Below are 21,754 nucleotides of genomic sequence, written 5' to 3'. Positions count from 1 at the left end.
CTCGGAAGGACCCCCCTCTTGGCCGCGCCGCGCAACGCCTCGAACAATTCCGCCGCATCCACCGCCCCGCTCCGCGTCTCGTTCGCGAAGATCAAGGAGCCCCTCGAGGTCCCGAACCTCCTGGCCCTGCAGACCGAGAGCTTTGACTGGCTGCTCGGCAACGCGGCCTGGAAGTCCCGGGTCGAGCAGGCGTTGGAGTCTGGTCAGGACGTCCCCACCAAGTCCGGTCTGGAGGAGATCTTCGAGGAGATCTCGCCGATCGAGGACTTCAGCGGGTCGATGTCCCTGACCTTCCGCGACCACCGTTTCGAGCCGCCGAAGAACTCCATTGACGAGTGCAAGGACCGCGACTTCACGTACGCGGCCCCGCTCTTCGTCACGGCCGAGTTCACCAACAACGAGACCGGTGAGATCAAGTCTCAGACGGTCTTCATGGGCGATTTCCCGCTCATGACCCACAAGGGCACGTTCGTGATCAACGGCACCGAGCGTGTCGTCGTGTCGCAGCTCGTCCGCTCCCCGGGCGTGTACTTCGACTCCACCCTGGACAAGGTGTCCGACAAGGACATCTACTCCTGCAAGGTCATCCCCTCGCGTGGTGCCTGGCTCGAGATGGAGATCGACAAGCGCGACATGGTCGGCGTCCGCATCGACCGCAAGCGCAAGCAGTCCGTCACCGTGCTGCTCAAGGCTCTCGGCTGGACCAACGAGATGATTCTCGAGGAGTTCGGCGAGTACGAGTCGATGCGCAACACCCTGGAGAAGGACCACACCCAGGGCCAGGACGACGCGCTGCTGGACATCTACCGCAAGCTGCGTCCGGGCGAGCCGCCGACGCGCGAGGCCGCGCAGACGCTTCTGGAGAACCTGTACTTCAACCCGAAGCGCTACGACCTGGCCAAGGTCGGTCGTTACAAGCTGAACAGGAAGCTGGGCAACGCCGAGTCGCTGGACTCCGGTGTGCTCACCGAGCCCGACATCATCGGTGCGATCAAGTACCTGGTGAAGCTGCACGCGGGCGAGACCGAGTGGCGTGACGAGACCGGCCGCGACATCGTGGTCGAGGTCGACGACATCGACCACTTCGGCAACCGCCGCCTGCGCAACGTCGGCGAGCTCATCCAGAACCAGGTCCGTACGGGTCTCGCCCGTATGGAGCGCGTCGTGCGCGAGCGCATGACCACCCAGGACGTCGAGGCGATCACGCCGCAGACCCTGATCAACATCCGGCCGGTCGTCGCCTCCATCAAGGAGTTCTTCGGCACCAGCCAGCTGTCGCAGTTCATGGACCAGACGAACCCGCTGTCGGGCCTGACCCACAAGCGTCGTCTGTCCGCCCTCGGTCCCGGTGGTCTCTCCCGTGAGCGCGCCGGCTTCGAGGTCCGTGACGTGCACCCCTCGCACTACGGCCGCATGTGTCCGATCGAGACCCCGGAAGGCCCGAACATCGGTCTGATCGGGTCGCTGGCCTCGTACGGCCGGGTCAACGCCTTCGGCTTCATCGAGACCCCGTACCGCAAGGTCGTCGACGGTGTCGTCACCGAGAAGGTGGACTACCTCACCGCCGACGAGGAGGACCGCTACGTCATCGCCCAGGCGAACGCCCCGCTGACCGCGGACCTGCACTTCGCCGAGCCCCGTGTCCTGGTCCGTCGCCGCGGCGGCGAGATCGACTACATCCCGGGCTCCGAGATCGACTACATGGACGTCTCGCCGCGCCAGATGGTGTCGGTCGCGACCGCCATGATCCCGTTCCTCGAGCACGACGACGCCAACCGCGCGCTCATGGGCTCGAACATGATGCGCCAGGCGGTGCCGCTGCTGAAGAGCGAGGCCCCGCTGGTCGGCACCGGCATGGAGTACCGCTGCGCCGTCGACGCCGCCGACGTCATCACCGCCGAGAAGTCCGGCGTGGTGCAGGAGGTCTCGGCCGACTACGTCACCGTGGCGAACGACGACGGCACGTACACCACGTACCGCGCCGCCAAGTTCACCCGCTCCAACCAGGGCACCGCCTTCAACCAGAAGGTGCTCGTGGACGAGGGCGCCCGGGTCGAGGTCAACCAGGTGCTGGCCGACGGCCCGTGCACCGACGAGGGCGAGATGGCCCTCGGCAAGAACCTGCTCGTGGCGTTCATGTCGTGGGAGGGTCACAACTACGAGGACGCGATCATCCTGTCGCAGCGCCTCGTGCAGGACGACGTCCTCTCCTCGATCCACATCGAGGAGCACGAGGTCGACGCCCGTGACACCAAGCTCGGCCCCGAGGAGATCACCCGGGACATCCCGAACGTCTCCGAGGAGGTCCTCGCGGACCTGGACGAGCGCGGCATCATCCGGATCGGCGCCGACGTCGTCACCGGTGACATCCTCGTCGGCAAGGTCACCCCGAAGGGTGAGACCGAGCTGACCCCCGAGGAGCGCCTGCTCCGCGCGATCTTCGGCGAGAAGGCCCGTGAGGTCCGCGACACCTCGCTCAAGGTCCCGCACGGTGAGTCCGGCAAGGTCATCGGCGTCCGCGTCTTCGACCGCGAAGAGGGCGACGAGCTGCCCCCGGGCGTCAACCAGCTGGTCCGCGTCTACGTGGCCCAGAAGCGCAAGATCACCAACGGTGACAAGCTCGCCGGCCGTCACGGCAACAAGGGTGTCATCTCCAAGATCCTTCCGGTCGAGGACATGCCCTTCCTCGAGGACGGCACCCCGGTCGACATCATCCTCAACCCGCTGGGTGTCCCGTCCCGAATGAACCCGGGACAGGTCCTGGAGATCCACCTCGGGTGGCTCGCCAAGCAGGGCTGGGACGTCTCCGGCCTCGCCGACGAGTGGGCCCAGCGCCTCCAGGCGATCGGCGCCGACCAGGTCAGCGGTGGCACCAACCTCGCCACCCCGGTCTTCGACGGTGCCCGCGAGGACGAGATCACCGGTCTGCTGGACAACACCACCCTCACCCGTGACGGTGAGCGCCTGGTGAACTCCACCGGCAAGGCCCGCCTGTTCGACGGCCGCTCCGGCGAGCCGTTCCCGATGCCGGTCTCGGTCGGCTACATGTACATCCTCAAGCTGCACCACCTGGTCGACGACAAGCTGCACGCCCGTTCGACCGGTCCGTACTCGATGATCACCCAGCAGCCGCTCGGTGGTAAGGCGCAGTTCGGTGGTCAGCGCTTCGGTGAGATGGAGGTGTGGGCCCTCGAGGCGTACGGCGCCGCGTACGCCCTGCAGGAGCTGCTCACCATCAAGTCCGACGACGTGCTCGGCCGCGTGAAGGTCTACGAGGCCATCGTCAAGGGCGAGAACATCCCCGAGCCCGGCATTCCCGAGTCCTTCAAGGTTCTCATCAAGGAAATGCAGTCGCTCTGCCTCAACGTGGAGGTGCTGTCCTCGGACGGCCAGTCCATCGAGATGCGGGACTCCGACGAGGACGTCTTCCGCGCCGCCGAAGAGCTCGGCATCGACCTGTCCCGGCGCGAGCCGAGCAGCGTCGAAGAGGTCTGACGGAGGTCGGGCCGGCTCGCGCTTCTGAATCAAGCAGAGCGCGCAGCCGGCCCGCCCCCAGGCCCCCCTCAGACCACAGACAAACTCTCGAATCACGAAAGAGGGCTTGACGACCAGTGCTTGACGTCAACTTCTTCGACGAGCTCCGCATCGGCCTGGCCACCGCCGACGACATCCGCCAGTGGTCGCACGGCGAGGTCAAGAAGCCGGAGACCATCAACTACCGCACCCTGAAGCCCGAAAAGGACGGCCTCTTCTGCGAGAAGATCTTCGGCCCGACCCGGGACTGGGAGTGCTACTGCGGTAAGTACAAGCGCGTCCGCTTCAAGGGCATCATCTGTGAGCGCTGCGGCGTCGAGGTGACCCGCGCCAAGGTGCGCCGCGAGCGGATGGGCCACATCGAGCTGGCCGCCCCGGTCACCCACATCTGGTACTTCAAGGGCGTGCCGTCCCGCCTCGGCTACCTGCTCGACCTGGCGCCGAAGGACCTCGAGAAGGTCATCTACTTCGCCGCCTACATGATCACCTGGGTCGACGACGAGCGCCGCCAGCGCGACCTGCCGTCCCTGGAGGCGCACGTCTCGGTCGAGCGCCAGCAGATCGAGAACCGCCGCGACTCCGACCTCGAAGGCCGCGCCAAGAAGGCCGAGTCCGACCTCGCCGAGCTGGAGGCCGAGGGCGCCAAGGCCGACGTGCGCCGCAAGGTGCGCGAGGGCGCCGAGCGCGAGATGAAGCAGCTGCGCGACCGCGCGCAGCGCGAGCTCGACCGCCTCGACGAGGTGTGGGCCCGCTTCAAGAACCTCAAGGTCCAGGACCTGGAGGGCGACGAGCTGCTCTACCGCGAGCTGCGCGACCGCTTCGGCACCTACTTCTCCGGCTCGATGGGCGCCGCGGCCCTCAAGGACCGCCTGGAGACCTTCGACCTGGCGGAGGAGGCCGAGCGCCTCCGCGAGATCATCCGCACCGGCAAGGGCCAGAAGAAGACCCGTGCGCTCAAGCGCCTCAAGGTCGTCTCCGCGTTCCTGCAGACCAGCAACAAGCCCAACGGCATGGTGCTGGACTGCGTCCCGGTCATCCCGCCGGACCTGCGTCCGATGGTGCAGCTGGACGGTGGCCGCTTCGCGACCTCCGACCTGAACGACCTGTACCGCCGCGTGATCAACCGCAACAACCGCCTGAAGCGCCTGCTCGACCTCGGTGCCCCCGAGATCATCGTGAACAACGAGAAGCGCATGCTCCAGGAGGCCGTCGACGCGCTGTTCGACAACGGCCGCCGCGGCCGTCCGGTCACCGGTCCGGGCAACCGCCCGCTCAAGTCCCTGAGCGACATGCTCAAGGGCAAGCAGGGTCGTTTCCGTCAGAACCTGCTCGGCAAGCGAGTCGACTACTCGGCCCGTTCGGTCATCGTCGTCGGCCCGCAGCTCAAGCTGCACCAGTGCGGTCTGCCGAAGGCCATGGCGCTGGAGCTCTTCAAGCCGTTCGTGATGAAGCGCCTGGTCGACCTGAACCACGCGCAGAACATCAAGTCGGCCAAGCGCATGGTCGAGCGCGCCCGCCCGGTCGTGTGGGACGTGCTCGAAGAGGTCATCGCCGAGCACCCCGTCCTGCTGAACCGTGCGCCCACCCTGCACCGCCTCGGCATCCAGGCCTTCGAGCCGCAGCTGGTCGAGGGCAAGGCCATCCAGATCCACCCGCTCGTCTGCACCGCGTTCAACGCGGACTTCGACGGTGACCAGATGGCCGTCCACCTGCCGCTCTCCGCGGAGGCGCAGGCCGAGGCCCGCATCCTGATGCTGTCCTCGAACAACATCCTCAAGCCGGCCGACGGTCGCCCCGTCACCATGCCGACCCAGGACATGGTGCTCGGCCTGTTCTTCCTGACCTCGGACCGCGACAACGTGAAGGGCGCCGGCCGCACCTTCTCGTCGACCGCCGAGGCGATCATGGCCTTCGACGCCCGCGAGCTGGACGTCCAGGCCCCGATCGAGCTGCGCCTGGCCGCCGGCACCGTCCCGCCCCGTGGCTGGACCCCGCCGGTGGACGAGGAGGGCCAGTCGACCTGGTTCGACGGCGAGCCCTTCCGCCTCAGCACCACCCTGGGCCGCGCGCTCTTCAACGAGCTGCTGCCCGAGGACTACCCGTTCGTCGACTACGAGGTGGGCAAGAAGCAGCTCTCCGCGATCGTCAACGACCTGGCGGAGCGCTACCCCAAGGTCGTCGTCGCGGCGACCCTGGACAACCTCAAGGCGTCCGGTTTCCACTGGTCGACCCGCTCGGGCGTCACCGTCTCGATCTCCGACGTCGTCGTCCCGCCGAACAAGCCCCAGATCCTCGAGGGCTACGAGGCGAAGGCGGAGAAGGTCCAGCGTCAGTACGAGCGCGGCCTGATCACCAACGACGAGCGCAAGCAGGAGCTCATCGGCATCTGGACCCAGGCGACCAACGAGGTCGCCGAGGCCATGAACGAGAACTTCCCGAAGACGAACCCCATCTTCATGATGGTCGACTCGGGTGCTCGTGGAAACATGATGCAGATGCGCCAGATCGCCGGTATGCGTGGTCTGGTGTCCAACGCCAAGAACGAGACCATCCCGCGACCCATCAAGGCGTCGTTCCGTGAGGGTCTCACCGTGCTGGAGTACTTCATCTCCACCCACGGTGCCCGTAAGGGTCTGGCGGACACCGCCCTCCGTACCGCCGACTCCGGCTACCTCACCCGTCGTCTGGTCGACGTCTCCCAGGACGTCATCATTCGCGAGGAGGACTGCGGCACCGAGCGCGGCCTCAAGCTGTCGATCGGCTCCGTGGGCGCCGACGGCGTGCTGCGCAAGGCCGACGACGTCGAGACCAGCGTGTACGCCCGCATGCTCGCCGAGGACATCACCGTCGACGGCAAGCTGCTCGCCACCGCCAACACCGACCTCGGTGACGTGCTGATGGACGAGCTGATCCGCCACGGCGTGTCCGAGGTCAAGGTCCGCTCGATCCTCACCTGTGAGTCGGCCGTCGGCACCTGTGCCTTCTGCTACGGCCGTTCGCTGGCCACCGGCAAGCTGGTCGACATTGGTGAGGCGGTCGGCATCATCGCCGCCCAGTCCATCGGTGAGCCCGGCACCCAGCTGACCATGCGTACCTTCCACACCGGTGGTGTGGCCGGTGACGACATCACCCAGGGTCTGCCGCGTGTCGTCGAGCTCTTCGAGGCCCGCACCCCCAAGGGTGTGGCCCCGATCTCCGAGGCCACCGGCCGCGCGCGGATCGAGGACACCGAGAAGACCCGCAAGATCGTCATCACGCCGGACGACGGCACCGACGAGATCGCCTACCCGGTCTCGAAGCGTGTCAAGCTGCTGGTCAGCGAGGGCGAGGCGGTCGAGGTCGGCCAGAAGCTGACCATGGGTGCCACCAACCCGCACGACGTCCTGCGCATCATGGGCCAGCGCGCCGTCCAGATCCACCTGGTCGCCGAAGTCCAGAAGGTCTACAACTCGCAGGGCGTGTCGATCCACGACAAGCACATCGAGATCATCATCCGGCAGATGCTCCGCCGCGTGACGATCATCGAGTCGGGCGACGCCGAGCTGCTCCCGGGCGAGCTCGTCGAGCGCGGCCGCTTCGAGACCGAGAACCGTCGCGTGGTCTCCGAGGGCGGTCACCCCGCCTCCGGCCGTCCGCAGCTGATGGGTATCACCAAGGCCTCGCTGGCCACCGAGTCCTGGCTGTCGGCCGCCTCCTTCCAGGAGACGACCCGGGTCCTCACCGACGCGGCGATCCACGCCAAGTCGGACCCGCTGCTGGGCCTCAAGGAGAACGTCATCCTCGGTAAGCTCATCCCGGCCGGTACGGGTCTGCCCCGCTACCGCAACATCCGGGTCGAGCCGACCGAGGAGGCCAAGGCCGCCATGTACTCGGCCGTCGGCTACGACGACTACGACCTGTCGCCCTTCGGCGCCGGCTCCGGCCAGGCGGTTCCGCTGGACGACTACGACTACGGCCCGTACACCGGCTGAGTCGAGCGTCACTGATCGCAGGGCGGTCACCCCTCACGGGGTGGCCGCCCTGCGGCGTTTCCGGCGGGTGTTCCGGGCCGGTGCTTCCGGCCTGTGCTCCCGGCGGGTGTTCCGGGCGCTACCGGGCCGGGGCGGCCGCGGCCGCGCGCCAGTCCTCCAGCCGGCGGATCCGGGTGTGGGTGTCCGGGTGGCTGGACAGCAGCCGCCGGCCCAGGCCCGGGCGGACGGCCCGGCCCCCGTTCTCCCGCGCGGCGGCCGCCAGGGCCTCCTCCTCGTCCCGCAGGAAGCCGTGGAAGACCTCGATCATGGCGTCCGCGAAACCGAGTTCGGCGGCCTGGACGTCCGCCCTCAGCTCGGAGCGGCGGCCGACCGCGGCCAGCAGGTACGGCGTGACCAGGACCAGCAGCAGCGGCGGGAAGGAGAGCGCCACGGCCACCACCAGGACCACCGAGACCAGCCCGACCACCAGGGCGCCGAGCAGCGAGAACACCGAGGCGATCCGGAACGCCACGACCGCCGCGATCCGGAAGACCGCCCAGGCGATCCGGGCCGGCATCGAGTACCAGTAGCCGAGCAGGGTCGCCCAGGCGTGGCCGCCGCGGTGGTGGCCGAGCTCGTGGGCGAGCACGGCGGCCAGCTGGGCGTCGGGGAGGGTCTCCAGCGCGTACCGGGTGACCCCGACGATGTGGCCGGCGGCCGCGGTGGCGTTGACGGCCTTGTGGTCCTCGATCCACAGGTCGTACGTCTCCGGGTTCACCCCCGCCTTGGCGGTCACCTGGTGCCAGATCGGCTCCAGCCTGGTCAGCTCGGAGTGCAGCGCCGGACGCATCCGGAACAGGTAGCGGGCTAGCACCTTCTCGGTCGGGCGGTGGAACACCAGTGCGCCGGAGGCGATCCAGAGGCCGATCAGCACCAGGTTGAGCGGCTCGGGGAGGAGCAGCGAGACCAGCGTGACGACCAGCAGGCTGCACAGGAAGTGCGGCAGCTGGAGCAGCAGTTGGCCGACCGCGGTGGCGTCGGCGCCGCGCTGGCGGGCGGCCAGGTGGACCCGGCCGGTGTGCGGGTCGATGTCGACGGTGGGGTCGAGGACCGGCGGCCGGGGCGGGGCGGGCGGCGGGGCGAAGCCCTGGGCGGGGACGCGCGGGGGGTGCTGGGGGTGCTGGGGCTGGGGCTGGGGCTGGGGCGGGGGCGGGGGAGCGTACTGGGGCGGGACGGCGGTGGGGTACTGCGGCGGGGCGGGGGGCTGCGGGGCCGGCGCGGGGTACGGGGGCGGCGGCGGGGGAGCGGCGGTCGGGTAGGCGGGCGGCTGCGCCGTCGGGTACTGCGGGGCGGCCGTGGGGTACTGGGGCGGGACGGTCGGGTACTGCGGCGGGGCGGCCGTCGGGTACGGCGGCGGTGTGGCGTCCGGGTAGGTCGGTTCGGTCATGGCGGGGTCCTCGGGGACGGGACGCGCGCACGGCGGCGTCCGTACGGTGACGGGTTGGGCAGGACGGTGCTGGGCGGTTCTGGGCGGGGCAGGCCGGTCAGCCCAGGAACAGGGCGGTGACCAGCGAGAACAGGCCGGCGCCGAAGGCGAGGATGCCGACCCGGACCCAGGAGTGCTTCCGCGCGGCGATCAGGCTGTTCTCCGCGAGCGCGGCCCGCACGGCCTCCGCGGCCAGCCGCTCGGTGTCGGCCAGGGCGTCGGTGAGCAGCCCCCGTTCGGCGGCCAGCCGGATGTCCCCGAAGTAGCCGAGCGGGCGGCCCGGGCGCCAGGTGCTGCGCCGGAAGCGGGGCAGCACCGCGAGCAGCAGCGAGACCAGGGAGACGGCGATGCCCAGGCCGCCGAGGGCCAGCAACGCCTTCGCCGCGCCGGAGAGCTGCTGCGGCGCCCAGCCGGTGCTGGTGAGCAGGCCGCCGAGCACTCCGACGATCACGCCGAGGGCGGCGACCAGGACGGCCGCCTTGCTGTCCGCGCGGGCGATCTCGGTGCGCAGCTCGGCGAGCAGGGCGGTACCCGGCGGCGGGGGCACCGGGGCGGTACCGGCGGGGGCGGACACGGCGGAACTCCTCGGGTTCACTGCGGCAACGGCGGGTTCGGGCCCTTGTCGAGCCGGGGCGTGCCCGGGCCCGCTGGGCGGTGGCGCAGGATCGCTTCGAGCGCGGCCTTCGCCTCCTGGCGCGGGCCCTCCAGCTCGAACTCCTCCAGGCCGTTCTGGTCGAGCAGCCGCTGGATCACCTGGAGCTGGCCCTGGACCAGCTCCTGCTGCTCGTCCTTCAAGTACGTGAGGGCCGCTTTCAGGTCCTCGGGGTGAGCGGCCACCTGGAGGGCCCAGGCGGTCACCCCGCCCTGCTCCAGGTGGTACTGGTAGAACTTCGCCTTCGCGGCGAGGACCTCGTTGGACTCCTGGACCTGCCGGAGGGCGTGCGGGTGGGCCTGGGTGTCGAAGTGGTAGCCGCGCAGCCGCTCCTTCTGCTCGCGGGCGGCCTGGTCGATGTCCAACTGGACGGTGCAGCGCACCCGCAGGCCCTCGGCCTCGGCGACCGGGAAGCCGTCCAGCTCCTCCTGGACGGCGGACTCGGCCTCGCCGCTCCGGTCGGTGGAGAGGTGGCGGGTGACCGCCCGCATCCGCTGCCGGATCCGCGGGACCAGCAGCGCGGGGACGTCGCGGATCCGGCTCGCCACGACCAGCTCCGCGGCCGACACCTGCCAGTCGATCTCCACCACGGCCTCGAAGGCCCCGACGTCGTCCCGGCCGGGCAGCCGCTCCTCGGCCCGCAGGTGGTGCAGGCCGAGGTCGACCTCGTACGCGGCCTGGTAGTTGCGGCCCACCAGGTCGCTGAACCCCGGGCGGTGCGGGGGCAGGTAGACCTGGTGCTCCCCGGACGGGGTGGTCAGGACGAGGGCGGAGTCGGCCCGGGCGGCCGGGCGCTTGGGCAGGCCGAGCGCGCGGCCCAGCGGGTGGACCGTCAGGACCGGGTCGGTCAGGTCTCCGTGGGGGAGGTCGGGGCGGTGTCGTGCCGACATGCGCGGGTGCTCCAGGATCGGGACGGGTCGGACGGTGCTGTGTCAGTTGCCGGGCAGCGCCGCGGTCGCCGGGCCGTCGGCGCGTACGGTGCGGACCAGGTGGTCGAGCCGCCGGCGGTCGCGCTCGGTGACGGCCAGGTCGTCGAAGAGTTCGGTGAGCCGGGCGGTGGTGCCGGGCTGGTCGGCGGCGCCGACCAGCCAGCCGCGCAGCACCCCCAGGGCGGCATCGCGGTAGTGCGGGTCCTCCAGGGCCGTGCGCCACAGGGCGACCAGCAGCGCTCGGACCGGCGCGGGCTCCTCGGGCGCGGGCAGCACGGTGACGCTGCGCACACCTCCCGGCTCGGGTCGCGGGCTCCGGGCGTACCAGTCGAGCAGCAGCGGCTGGCCCACGGCGGTGTCCTCGGTGCGCTGCGCGGCGGTCAGGAAGGCGGCCAGGGCCAGCTGGCGCAGGGCGGCCGGGCCGGAGAGCCAGCGGACCAGGGTGCGCAGGGTCAGCTCGGCCTCGGCGGAGAGCAGCATCAGCTCGGCCGCTTCGAGCAGCCCGAGCGCCTGGTGGCGGTCGGGCTGCTCCGACGGCCGCGCGCCGGGCCGGAACCCGGCGGTCAGCTGGTCGAGCTCGCCGGCGGTCAGCCGCTCGGCGGCCAGGGCGAAGGCCTCCAGGGCCTGGGTCGGCAGCAGCGGGCCGAGCAGGGCGTAGCAGCGGATGGCCGTCCAGCGGCGGCGGGCGTTGTCGTCGCCGGCCCAGCCGCGCAGGATGCGGGGCACGGCCGCGGTGCCCGCGTGGTAGGCGAGGGCGAGGCTGTTGGCGGCCTGGAGGCAGAGCCGGAAGTCCTTGGCGCCGGACCAGGGACCGAGCAGCCCGCTCATGGCGGCGGAGAGGTCGACGGAGGCCAGCAGGGCGGTGGTGGAGGCCACCCGGGTGCGGACCAGGGCGCGGGAGTCGGTGGCCAGGGCGTTCAGCCAGCCGGTGATCGCGGGGCGGGCGGAGGGGTGGCTCGTCCAGACCTCGCGCAGCAGGGTGGGGGAGGTACGGGGGTCCAGGAAGGAGGCCATCCGCTGGGGGACCGGGCCCCAGGGGGTCTGCTCGGACTCCTCGGTGAGCTCGGCCCGGGCGAGGGCCATCCGGTCCTCGACCGAGCTGCCGAACGGCGGGATGCCGTCCGGGCGGCCGGGGGTGCGGATGGTCTCCAGGCGGCGGAACAGCTTGTCGGCGCACTCGGCGGCGAGGGTGTAGGGGGCGTGGTCGAAGACGGCCAGGGAGATCAGGAAGGCCTTGTCGTGGAGGGGGAGTCCGTCGTCCCCGAACCAGCGGCCGACCTTCTCCTGGACCGCGCCCCGACCGAAGTCGGCGAGGTCGGAGGGCCTGCCGGTCAGCGGGGAGTAGGCCGCCAGCCTGACGGCGAACTCGGCGATCTCCCGGATCGGCGGGTACTTGGCCAGGAACCCCTCGACGGGGTCCAGGGCGAGCAGCTGCTCGAAGGGGACGCCGTCGTCCCGCAGTGCCCGCAGATGGGCACCGAGGACGAGCCCCGGGTCGGGCGGTGACCAGCCGACCGTGGGGAGTTCGCGGAGCGTGGGGGAGGGGGTGGTGGTGATGACCAGGTAGCCGTCCTGCTTGGCGAGTGCCTCGCGCAGGCGGTGGAGGTCGGATCGGAGCAGTGGGCGGGTGCGGGAGGCCGTGTAGTCGGTGAGCACGTACCCCTCGGCCCGTTCGACGCCGTTGAGCAGGGCGGTGGGACTGACATCCGGGTCCAGGTTTCGAATCCGGTCGATGCCCAGCTCACGCAGCAGCATCAGTGCGGCGGCGCGGCGGCCGGTGTCCGCCCGGCCGGTGAGGACCAGGACCCGTTGCTCGCGGAGGTGCACGAGAGCCTGGTCGAAGGCCGGTCCGGGCCGGAAGACCTCGACCAGGGCGATGAGTTCATCGGTCGGGACCAGCCCGGAGGCGTGCAGTGCGGCCCCGCCGACCTGGTAGATCGTGGTCTTGTGGCCGGTGACGACGTCGCCGTGGACCTGGCCGCCGGAGACGGTGTGCCGGTCGCCGCCGATGAGGTCGCCGCCGAAGCCGGGGGTGCCGCCGGCGAAGAGGTAGGTGCGGCCGGCGAAGGAGTCCGGGACGTGCTCCAGGAGTTCCTGGACGGCCTCCACGGCGTTCTGCGGGTCCTCGGGCGGGGCTTCCTGGAGGCCGTCCTCCTGGTCCGCGGCCTCCGGCTCGGCGGTGGTGGTCATCGGTCGCCGCCGACGGTGTTGCCGGTGTTGACGTCGCCGTGGACCTGGCCGCCGGAGACGACGTGCTGGTCGCCGCCGATGAGGTTGCCGCCGAAGGTGGGGGTGCCGCCGAGGAACTGGAAGGTGGCGGCGCCCTGGGCGGCCGCCGGTGCCGGGGGCGGGGCCGCTGCCAGGGCCCGGGTGGTGGTCGGGGCGCTCGCCGGGGCGGGTTCCGGGGCGTCGGGGGCGGGTGCGCCGTGCAGCCAGGCCGGGAACTCGCCCTCCTTGCCCTGGACGGTGACCCGGTGGAACGCCTCCGGCGCCAGGCCGCCGTGGCCGTGCCGGACGATGCCCTGGTAGAGCGCGTCGGACACGGCGAGGGCGCAGGGCCCCTCGCGGTGCCGGAGGGCTTCCCGGAGCGGGGTCGAGTCGAGCAGCCGGAAGGCCTGGTTGAGGTCCCAGCCGACGGCGCCGCCGAGGGCTCCGCCGAGTTCCTGGACGGCGACCTCGCCGGAGGCGAGCACGATCCGCAGCCGTACCCGGGCGCCGGCGGCCGCGAGGCGGTTGTTGGCGTGCAGCAGGGTGGGGGTCTCGTTGATCAGCGCGTGCAGCAGCCGGGCCTTGGGGACGGTGGCGTTGATCAGGGCCATCACCGAGTCGCCACGGTCCTCCAGGCGCTGTTCGGCGGGTTCGACCCCGGCGCTGCGCAGCGTCTCGTGCAGGACGGAGTAGAGCATGCGGCGCATGAAGGCCTGCTCGACGTCGTCCCGTCGGCCGAACTGTTCGATGTCCAGCAGCAGGATGGTGTGGTTCACCGGATCGGTCATGGTCGCCTCTCGATTCGTCGTCGGCCTCAGCCTGCCCGTGCCGGGCAGGTCGGCGTGAGCGCCGTTGAGGTACTCGCTCTGTGACGGTGTGCACAGAACTGCTGTGCGGATCAGCGGAGTTGGCCGGGCCTCCGGAGCAGGTCGGGGCGCGCGACGACCAGGGAGCGGCGGCTGGTGACGACGATGCCGCGGTCCCGCAGGGACTTGAGCAGGCGGGCGACGGCCTCGCGGGAGGCACCGACGGAGCCGGCGAGTTCCTGTTGGCTGAGCGGGACGGAGACGACGATGCCCTCGGCGGTGCGGCGGCCGTGGGTGCGGGCGAGTTCCAGCAGGAGGTCGGCGAGGCGTTCGCTGACGCTGAGCGAGGCGAACTTGAGCCGGTGCCGGTCGGCGGCGCGCAGCCGGTCGGTGGAGAGTGCCAGGAGCTGCATCGCGGCGGCGGGGGTGTTCTGCAGGTAGGTGGTGAAGGCGGCCCGGTCGACGGCGGTGGCGGAGACCTGCTCCAGTGCGGTGACGGTGGCGGCCCGGGGCCGGCCGCTGAGGGCGGCGGACTCGCCGACGATGTCGCCCGGCCCGCGCAGGGCGAGCAGGGCCTCGTAGCCGTTCTCGGCGAGGGCGGTCACCTTGAGCCAGCCGTGCAGGACGAGCAGGACGTGGTCGGAGGGTTCGCCCTCGCGCAGTGCGGTGGAGCGGGCGGGGTAGTCGAGCCGGTGGCCGAGGGCGAGCAGGGCGGTGCGGTCGGCGTGGTCGAGCCGGGCCAGGAAGGGCACGCGGTCGTCCAGGCCGTGGCCGGTCGCGGGACCCGGTCCGCCGGGCGGGGTGTTGGCCATTGCCTGATCAGCCCTCGTCGTCAGTGCCTGGGCGTGGTGCGGCTCCGGGAGGTTGAGCGCGGGCAAACAAGCTACCGGCGAAGCGGCGGCCGCGCCGGTGAATCCGTGAATTGCCCGCCATCCCCCGCACGGGGGAGGGCCGGGAACCGCTCCGCGGAGGGAGGTGCCGAGGGGGCCGGTCGCGGGAGGGTTCTCGGTGTCGGGACGGCGGGGCTTTGCGAAGGGGGCCGGACATGAAGCGGGTGCTGGGCGCGGTGGCGATCACGGCGGCGGTGGTGCTGGGGATGCAGGGGTGCCTGCCGTTCCTGGAGTCGGACGAGCACCGGACGGTGGCGTACGGGGTGGCCGAGCCGGTCGGGGAGCTGGTGGTCGAGGGGGAGAACGGCGGGGTCGTGGTGACCGGCACCGGTGACTCGGTGCACGTCGTCGAGAAGCAGAGCTACCGGGGGTCCGCGCCGAAGAGCACCCACGAGGTGAAGGACGGCGTGCTGCGGCTGGGGTACTCCTGCGACTCCTGCGGGGTCGGGTACGAGGTGCAGGTGCCGGCCGGCACCAAGGTGCGGATCAAGGAGGAGAACGGCGGGGTGCGGTTGACGGGGCTGTCCGCCGCGGTGGAGGCCGCGGTGGAGAACGGCGGGGTCGAGGCCACCGGGCTGACCTCCCCGACGGCGCGCCTGAGCGCGACCAACGGCGGCGTGCGGGCCGACTTCGCGGCGGCGCCGTCGGCGCTGGAGGCCCGGGTCGGCAACGGCGGGGTGCGGCTGCGGGTGCCGTCCGGGGAGGCGTACGCGGTGGACGCGCAGGCGGGGTCGGGCGGGGCGGACGTCGGCGTCCCCTCGCGGCCGGGCGCGGCGCACAGCATCACGGCGCGGGCGGAGACCGGCGGTGTGACGGTCAGCGGTGTCTGACCGGGCGGTGTCCGATCGGGAGGCTCCCGGCCGGGCGGTGCCAGTGGTTCTGCCGGTAGGGCATGATCTTCTCCGCGGGGACGGGGTCCCCGGGTACGGGGGAGGTACGACGGTGGAGCGCGCGGCGCGTTGGCGGAGCCGGACGGCCGGGCTGAGCCCGTACGTGCTGGACACCTTCCTGGCGGTCTGCTCGGCGGCGGTGTCGGTCTGGTCGGTCTACAACGACGACACCGACTGGCCCTGGTGGGTGTACCCGCTGGCGGTGTCCACCGCGCTGTTCCTGCCCTGGCGGCGCAAGGTCTCGCTGCTGGGCCTGATCGCGGGCGCCGTTCCCTCGCTGGCGCTGTCGGTGGTGGCGCACTCGGCGAACCCGCAGGTACCGCTGTACGCGGTGATCGGGATGTACACCATCGCGGAGCGCTTCCCCGACCGGCAGCGCTGGCCGGTGCTGGCGGTCGTGGTGGTCGCCAATGTGATCGGCACCCATTCGCCGAACGGCGCGCTGTTCAGCGTGCTGACCTCGGGCGGTTCCTTCGTCTTCGGCGCCCTGGTGCGCACCCAGCGGGAGCTGGCCCGGATGCAGGCCGAGCGGGCGCGGGAGGCGGGGGTGCGGGCGGCCAGCGAGGCGGCCCGGGCGGTCGCCGAGGAGCGGGCCCGGATCGCCCGGGAGATGCACGACATCCTGGCGCACGCGGTGTCGTTGATGGTCATCCAGGCCGAGGCCGGGCCGCTGGTGGTGCGCGACAACCCGGACCGGGCGATCCGCGCCTTCGACACCATCGCCGACGCGGGCCGCGACGCGATGGTGCAACTGCGGCGGGTGCTCGGTGTGTTGAAGGACCCGGAGGCGGAGCGGGAGCTGGCGCCGCAGCCCCGGCTGGCCGAACTCGCCGACGTGGCCGAGCGGGTGCGCGGGACGGGCCTGCGGGTGGACCTCGAACTCGCGGACGGGCTGGGCGGGTTGCCCGCCGACGTGGAGGCGGCCGCGTACCGGATCGTGCAGGAGGCGCTGACCAACACGGTCAAGCACTCCGGGGCGGACCGGGTGGCGATCCGGGTGGGCCGGGTCGACGGGGTGCTGGAGGTGGTGGTCTCCGACAACGGTCGCGGGATGCCGCCGGCCGCCGACCGTACGGTGGCCGGCTGGTCCGGCGGGCGCGGGCTGGTCGGCATCCGCGAGCGGGCCGCGGCCTGCGGCGGCCGGGCCGAGGCCGGTCCGGGGCCGGAGGGCAGGGGTTTCCTGGTGAGTGTCCGGCTGCCGCTGGGGCCGACGGGCGTGGTGGAGAGGGTGGGCGGATGACGCCGATACGGGTGGTGGTCGCGGACGACCAGGAGCTGGTGCGGGCCGGGTTCGGGATGATCCTGGACGCCCAGCCGGACATCGAGGTGGTCGCCGAGGCCTGCGACGGCGCCGAGGCGGTCGAGGCGGTGCGCGCGCACAACCCGGACGTGCTGCTGCTGGACGTCCGGATGCCGGTGATGGACGGCCTGGAGGCGGCCCGCCGGGTGTGCGAGGAGTTCCCGGCCACCAAGGTGATCATGCTGACCACCTTCGACATCGACGACTACGTCTTCGACGCGCTGTACGCGGGCGCCAGCGGCTTCCTGTTGAAGGACGTCCGCCGGGACGACCTGGCGCACGGGGTGCGCATGGTGGCCTCGGGCGAGGCGCTGCTCGCGCCCTCGGTGACCAAGCGGCTGATCGGCGAGTTCGCGGCCCGCCGCCCGGGCGGCCGGGAGCGGGCGGTGCGGCCGCCGTCCAAGCTGCTGGAGCAGCTGACCCTGCGCGAGCAGGAGACGCTGCAGCTGATCGCGCGTGGGCTGTCCAACGCGGAGATCGCGGCCGAGCTGGTGGTCAGCGAGCACACCGTGAAGACCCACGTCAGCAATGTGCTGAGCAAGCTCGGACTGCGCGACCGGGTGCACGCGGTGGTGTTCGCGTACGAGGCCGGGGCGGTGGTGGCGGGGGAGTCCTGAGGGGACTCCCCCTTGCGGGGGAGGGGCCGGTTTCGCCGGTACGGGCGATCCGCGACGAGGGGTCGGGCCGGGAGGCTCTGCGGTGTCGGAACGGACCACGGACACCGCAGGAGATCGTCAGATGAACGCCATCCGGAACACCCGCCTCACCGCTTACGCCGCCGTCGGCGCCCCCGCCCTGATGGCCCTGTACGGCGGCATCCGCCTGGTGCCCGGCTCCCGCGAGCCGGGCCTCGGCTGGACGCTCGGCCACACCGCGATGTTCGCCGGGCTGCTGCTGTTCGCCCCGGTCTTCCTCGCGCTGCGCCGACTGCTCGCCCCGCGCGGCACCACCGCCGGGCGGCTGGCCGCGAACGCCGCGCTGGGGACGGCGTTCGCGGGCCTGGCGGCCTCGCTGGCGCAGATCGGGATCGACCTGTGCGTCGGCCTGGCCGCGGCGGACAAGGCCGAGCAGTCGAGGCTGTTCGACCGGGTGCAGTCCGTCCCCGGGGTGCTCCCCGCCGTCTACCAGGTCGGCCCGCTGCTGTTCTACGTCGGCCTGCTGGCCCTGCTGGTCGCCGCCTCGGTCGGCGCGGCCCGGACGCTGCGCTGGTGGAGCCCGGTGCTGATGCTGGTCGGCACCGTCGCCTCGGCGGCCGACCTGGCCTTCATCCCGCTGGCCGCCGCCTGCTACCTGGTGGCGCTGTCCCCGCTGGTGCGGACCGGTACCGCTCCCGCCCTGGCGCTGGCCTGACCGTCCGGTGGCCCGGTGGCCCGGTGGCCCGTCGGCCCGTCAGCCCGTCAGCTCATGCGGAAGACCGGTCCGCGCGGGGTGAACGGCAGTCCGGCTCCGCGCGGGACGAGGAAGGCGTGCTCCCGGCGCAGCCGCAGCACGTCGCACATGCCGTCGGTGATCACCAGGACCGGCGCCCCGGGCGGGAAGTCCTCGGCCCGCTCCAGCAGGTCGATGCCCGGCTGGAGGACGGTGCCGCCGCGCCCGTGCACCCGCAGCCGCCCGGCGATCTCCTCGACCGGGAGGTACCCGGCGTCGTGCGGGGCGGCGTCGCAGTGCACCACCCGGGCGGCCGGGACGTCCCGGGCGGCGGCGTAGGAGGCGATCGCGCCGAGGGCCTTGCCGAGCAGCGTCCGGTCCATCGAGCCGGAGGTGTCCAGGACCACCCCGAAGGTGCAGCGCGGCACCTCCTCCTCGGGGTGGTAGCGGCCGGCCCGGGGGATGTCCGGGGTGGCGGACTGCCGGCGAGCCGGGCGGGAGTAGCTGCGCACCGGCTCCGGGCGCGGCACGAACTCGTCGAACCAGCGCGCCAGTCGCGCGTCCCAGGGGAGCGGCGGGTGGGCGAGCGCGCGGATCTCCTCGACCAACCCGGCCGGGAGCAGCCCGCGTTCACGGCCGTGCAGCTCGAAGCCCTGCTGGAGGCCGCGCCGGTAGAAGTCGTCCAGGTCGACGTAGTCCCGCGGCGGCCCCAGCGGCTCGCCGAGGATGTCCGGGCGGTTCTTCCCGGCGAGGGTGGCGAGCCGGCGGATCCGGCGCTGGTCGCGGGCGATCCGGTCGTACACCTCCTCGGCCGACAGGCCCTTCAGCTGCGGGTCGTGCAGCAGCCCGTCGGGCATCTCGCCGACGTTCATCTCCAGCAGCCAGCCGTTGATGACGTAGTCGGCGGCGACGTTGAACAGGAACGGGTCCCGTCCGCCGCGGCGCTCGCCGTGCCGCAGGGCGGCGTGCAGGATCTCGTGGCCGAGGATGAACCGCCACTCCTCGTCGGAGTGGTGGCGCAGCGGGTTCACGTAGATCTCGGCGGCCTCGGCGTTGACGGCGGCGACGGCGATGCCGTGCGCCCGGGCGAGTTCGGCGTCGGCGACGACGGTGAGGCCGGCCGCGATGCCGCCGAGCAGCGGGTACGAGGAGACGAACCAGTTGAGCGCCCGGTTCCAGGGCCGTTCGGGCAGGCGCTCGCCGGTCTCGGCGTCGATCCGGCCGCCGGCCCGGTCCATCGCGGCGGACATGGTGCGGGTGAGGGCGGCCGCGAAGGCCGCCGGCCAGTCCTCGCGGGCCCGGCCGTGCCCGCGCCACTCGACCAGCAGCTGGTCGCAGTCGGCGGTGCCGGCCGTCCCGGCGGTGCCGGGCAGGGGCAGGCCGTCGCGGCGCCAGCGCTCGGCCAGCTCCTCCTCGTCCCCGCCCGGGTACTCCTGCGGGAGGGTGACCGGGGCGCGGCCGACCGGGAAGGTGGCGAGGAAGCGGTTGACCACGGCGCAGCGGGCGGCGACCTGGTACGGGTCGGGCTGGGTGCGGGTGCCGCGGTCGCCCGGGAGGTGGCCGAAGCCGAGGTGCAGCAGGCCGTGCGCCAGCACCCAGGCCCACTCCTCGGGTTCGGCCCGGCGGCGCGGGTTGACGTGCAGGGTGCCGTCGGAGTCGGCCACCGCCCAGCCGTCGGGCGGGGCCGTGGTGCACTCCTCGGAGCGGCAGACGTCGGCCCGCAGGGCGGCGAGGGCCGGGTTGCCGCGCAGCAGCCGGACGCCCTCCTCGAAGGCCACGGTGCCCGGGTCGGGCTTCTTCGCGGCGGCCTTGGCCGGCCGCTTCACCGGCGGGCCTCGACCAGTCGGGGCATGTCCCGGGCGGCCTCGATCAGGAACCAGGAGGGCAGTACCGGGTTGCCGTCCGCGCCGTCCGCGATCACCGTCTGGGCGACCTCCACCGAGATCTCGGCCAGCTGCACCAGCAGCGACTTGGCCCGGAAGGCGGTCTGCCGCTGCGCCCCGGAGGCGTGCTCCTTGCTGGCGGGCAGTTCCTTGACCAGCCGGCCGCGGAAGGCGTCGGCCAGGTAGTAGAGCAGGTCGCGGTCCTCCAGCCGGTGCGGCCAGCGGGCGTCGCCCTTGAGGATCGCCTCCAGGCCGTAGGAGTTGCGGACGATCTTCGCGTAGCCGCAGAAGGCGATCGCGTGCTGCGGGGTGAGCAGCCCGTACGTGACCACCTTGAGGGTCTCCTCGTCCAAGGTGGGGCCGAAGGAGTTCAGCGCGTCGGAGAGCATGTGCCAGGCGCGCGGGGTGGAGAACGGCTCCTCGGTCTTGGGCGGGGCGGACCACAGGTGGTCCGGCCGGTCGGTGAGGTGGTCGAGGATCCAGGGGTGGATCCCGGCGCCGGCCGCCCAGCGCAGCCAGTCCTCGGCGCTGGCCCGCAGGTGGACGTGGACCATGCGGTTGACCAGCGCGGAGGCCATCGGGCGGGCGAGCGCGCCGTCGGTGGCGCGGTTCCCGGCGCCGATCACAATGGAGCCGGGCGGCAGCTCGTAGGAGCCGATCCGGCGGTCCAGGATCAGCGAGTAGAAGGCCTTCTGGACGTCCGGCGAGGCCGCGTTGAGCTCGTCCAGGAACAGGCAGTACGGCTCGTCGCGGGCGATCTGCTCGGGCGGGCAGAACCGGGAGCGGCCCTCGGGGGTGAGCTGCGGGACGCCGATCAGGTCCTCCGGGGCGAGCTGGGTGCCGACCAGGCTCACGCACTCCAGACCGAGCGACTCGGCGAACGCCCTGACCAGGGAGGACTTCCCGATCCCGGGGGCGCCCCAGAGGAACACCGGGCGGACGGTGGCCAGGCCGAGCAACAGCTCGGGGATCTGGGCGGGCGAGACGCTGACTGCTCCCTGCACGGGGCTCCTTCACGGCAACGGTGGGTGACCGGCCCAGTGTGCGGCGGGAGTTGACGGGGCGCATCCGGATTTTCGGTGGCCGCCGCGCCCCGCCGCCCGTACCGTCCGGGGCATGAACGCGAAGCGCCCCCTGATCGCCGTGCTCACCGGCGCGGGCATCTCGACCGACTCCGGCATCCCCGACTACCGCGGCCCGCAGGGGCTGTGGCGCAAGGACCCGTCGGCCGAGGAACTGGTCACCATCGGCCCGTACCGGGACGACACGAAGGTGCGCGCGCGGGCCTGGCGGATGCGGCTGGAGACGGCCGGGCTGGACGCCGAGCCGAACGCCGGGCACCGGGCGCTGGTCGACCTGGAGCGCTCCGGGCTGCCGCTGCGGGTGCTCACCCAGAACATCGACGGGCTGCACCAGCGGGCCGGCCTGACCGCCCGCAAGGTGCTCGAACTGCACGGCAACGCCCGGGAGACCCAGTGCCTGAGCTGCCGGGTGGTCGGGTCGATGGCGCAGGCGCTGGCCCGGGTCGAGGCGGGGGAGCCGGACCCGGCCTGCCGGGAGTGCGGCGGCATCCTCAAGCCGCGGATCGTGATGTTCGGCGAGAACCTGGACCAGGAGGTGCTCGGTCAGGCCGACTCCGTCGCCCGGGCCTGCGAGGTCTTCGTCGCGGTCGGCACCAGCCTCCAGGTGTTCCCGGTCGCCGGGCTGCCGTACAACGCGGTGCGGAGCGGCGCGAAGCTGATCATCGTGAACGCCGAGGAGACCCCGTACGACGCGGCCGCGGCCGAGGTGATCCGGGAGCCGATCTCCCGGGCGCTGCCGAGGCTGGTGCGCCGGCTGGTGCTGGAGGGGGCGTAAG

15 protein-coding genes are annotated in these 21,754 nt (G+C 72.2%); 7 read left to right on the top strand and 8 right to left on the bottom strand.

Going from position 1 to position 21,754, the window contains the following annotated elements; genetic code table 11:
• Positions 1-18 precede the first annotated feature (18 nt).
• Positions 19-3,495 (top strand): DNA-directed RNA polymerase subunit beta, encoded by a 3,477-nt coding sequence (rpoB, locus tag ACFXOZ_RS00165; RefSeq protein WP_375881997.1) that lies wholly within the window; start codon positions 19-21, stop codon positions 3,493-3,495.
• Positions 3,496-3,611: 116 nt separating this feature from the next.
• Complete coding sequence (locus ACFXOZ_RS00160; RefSeq protein ID WP_375882000.1) at positions 3,612-7,505, top strand: DNA-directed RNA polymerase subunit beta'; 3,894 nt, start codon at positions 3,612-3,614, stop codon at positions 7,503-7,505.
• A gap of 118 nt (positions 7,506-7,623) precedes the next feature.
• On the opposite strand, the gene ACFXOZ_RS00155 is transcribed toward ACFXOZ_RS00160, so the two are convergent.
• The 6 genes from ACFXOZ_RS00155 to ACFXOZ_RS00130 form a co-directional block, all read right to left on the bottom strand.
• On the bottom strand, positions 7,624-8,931 hold the full coding sequence (locus ACFXOZ_RS00155) for a M48 family metalloprotease (RefSeq protein WP_380586119.1): 1,308 nt from the start codon (positions 8,929-8,931) through the stop codon (positions 7,624-7,626).
• A gap of 97 nt (positions 8,932-9,028) precedes the next feature.
• Positions 9,029-9,544: a Pycsar system effector family protein gene (locus tag ACFXOZ_RS00150; RefSeq protein ID WP_380586116.1), complete on the bottom strand. Its 516-nt coding sequence runs from the start codon at positions 9,542-9,544 to the stop codon at positions 9,029-9,031.
• Between the two features lie 17 nt (positions 9,545-9,561).
• On the bottom strand, positions 9,562-10,512 hold the full coding sequence (locus ACFXOZ_RS00145) for a hypothetical protein (RefSeq protein ID WP_380521288.1): 951 nt from the start codon (positions 10,510-10,512) through the stop codon (positions 9,562-9,564).
• Positions 10,513-10,554: 42 nt separating this feature from the next.
• Positions 10,555-12,741 (bottom strand): hypothetical protein, encoded by a 2,187-nt coding sequence (locus ACFXOZ_RS00140; RefSeq protein ID WP_380586113.1) that lies wholly within the window; start codon positions 12,739-12,741, stop codon positions 10,555-10,557.
• Positions 12,738-13,547 (bottom strand): hypothetical protein, encoded by an 810-nt coding sequence (locus ACFXOZ_RS00135; protein ID WP_380586110.1) that lies wholly within the window; start codon positions 13,545-13,547, stop codon positions 12,738-12,740. Before ACFXOZ_RS00135 ends, ACFXOZ_RS00140 begins: the two co-directional genes overlap by 4 nt.
• A 110-nt stretch (positions 13,548-13,657) precedes the next feature.
• A complete protein-coding gene (locus tag ACFXOZ_RS00130) occupies positions 13,658-14,377 on the bottom strand; it encodes a Crp/Fnr family transcriptional regulator (RefSeq protein WP_380521281.1) in 720 nt (239 codons plus the stop codon).
• A 233-nt stretch (positions 14,378-14,610) separates the two neighbouring features.
• On the opposite strand from ACFXOZ_RS00130, the gene ACFXOZ_RS00125 reads away from it, so the two are divergent.
• From ACFXOZ_RS00125 to ACFXOZ_RS00110, 4 genes are all read left to right on the top strand, one after another.
• Positions 14,611-15,285 (top strand): DUF4097 family beta strand repeat-containing protein, encoded by a 675-nt coding sequence (locus tag ACFXOZ_RS00125; protein WP_380586107.1) that lies wholly within the window; start codon positions 14,611-14,613, stop codon positions 15,283-15,285.
• A 112-nt stretch (positions 15,286-15,397) separates the two neighbouring features.
• Positions 15,398-16,585 carry a sensor histidine kinase gene (locus ACFXOZ_RS00120; protein WP_380398930.1) on the top strand — a complete coding sequence of 396 codons (1,188 nt, stop codon included), beginning with the start codon at positions 15,398-15,400 and terminating at the stop codon, positions 16,583-16,585.
• Positions 16,582-17,262, top strand: coding sequence for a response regulator (locus ACFXOZ_RS00115; protein WP_380521274.1), 681 nt, complete (start codon positions 16,582-16,584; stop codon positions 17,260-17,262). Before ACFXOZ_RS00120 ends, ACFXOZ_RS00115 begins: the two co-directional genes overlap by 4 nt.
• 121 nt (positions 17,263-17,383) lie before the next feature.
• Positions 17,384-17,995: a hypothetical protein gene (locus tag ACFXOZ_RS00110; protein WP_380521272.1), complete on the top strand. Its 612-nt coding sequence runs from the start codon at positions 17,384-17,386 to the stop codon at positions 17,993-17,995.
• A 47-nt stretch (positions 17,996-18,042) separates the two neighbouring features.
• Here the strand turns inward: ACFXOZ_RS00110 and ACFXOZ_RS00105 are convergent, their stop codons facing one another.
• Positions 18,043-19,839, bottom strand: a complete 1,797-nt coding sequence (locus ACFXOZ_RS00105) for a hypothetical protein (protein WP_380586104.1) — start codon at positions 19,837-19,839, stop codon at positions 18,043-18,045.
• On the bottom strand, positions 19,836-20,900 hold the full coding sequence (locus tag ACFXOZ_RS00100; protein ID WP_375882031.1) for an ATP-binding protein: 1,065 nt from the start codon (positions 20,898-20,900) through the stop codon (positions 19,836-19,838). The genes ACFXOZ_RS00105 and ACFXOZ_RS00100 overlap by 4 nt, the downstream gene beginning before the upstream one ends.
• 112 nt (positions 20,901-21,012) lie before the next feature.
• Between ACFXOZ_RS00100 and ACFXOZ_RS00095 the strand changes: the two genes are divergently transcribed.
• Positions 21,013-21,753 (top strand): NAD-dependent deacetylase, encoded by a 741-nt coding sequence (locus ACFXOZ_RS00095; protein ID WP_380586101.1) that lies wholly within the window; start codon positions 21,013-21,015, stop codon positions 21,751-21,753.
• Position 21,754: the final 1 nt, after the last annotated feature.

This window comes from Kitasatospora sp. NPDC059160 (genome assembly GCF_042755465.1).
GTDB lineage: Bacteria > Actinomycetota > Actinomycetes > Streptomycetales > Streptomycetaceae > Kitasatospora.
Note: the sequence above shows the minus strand (reverse complement) of the source record. Positions and strands in the feature narration are given on the sequence as shown.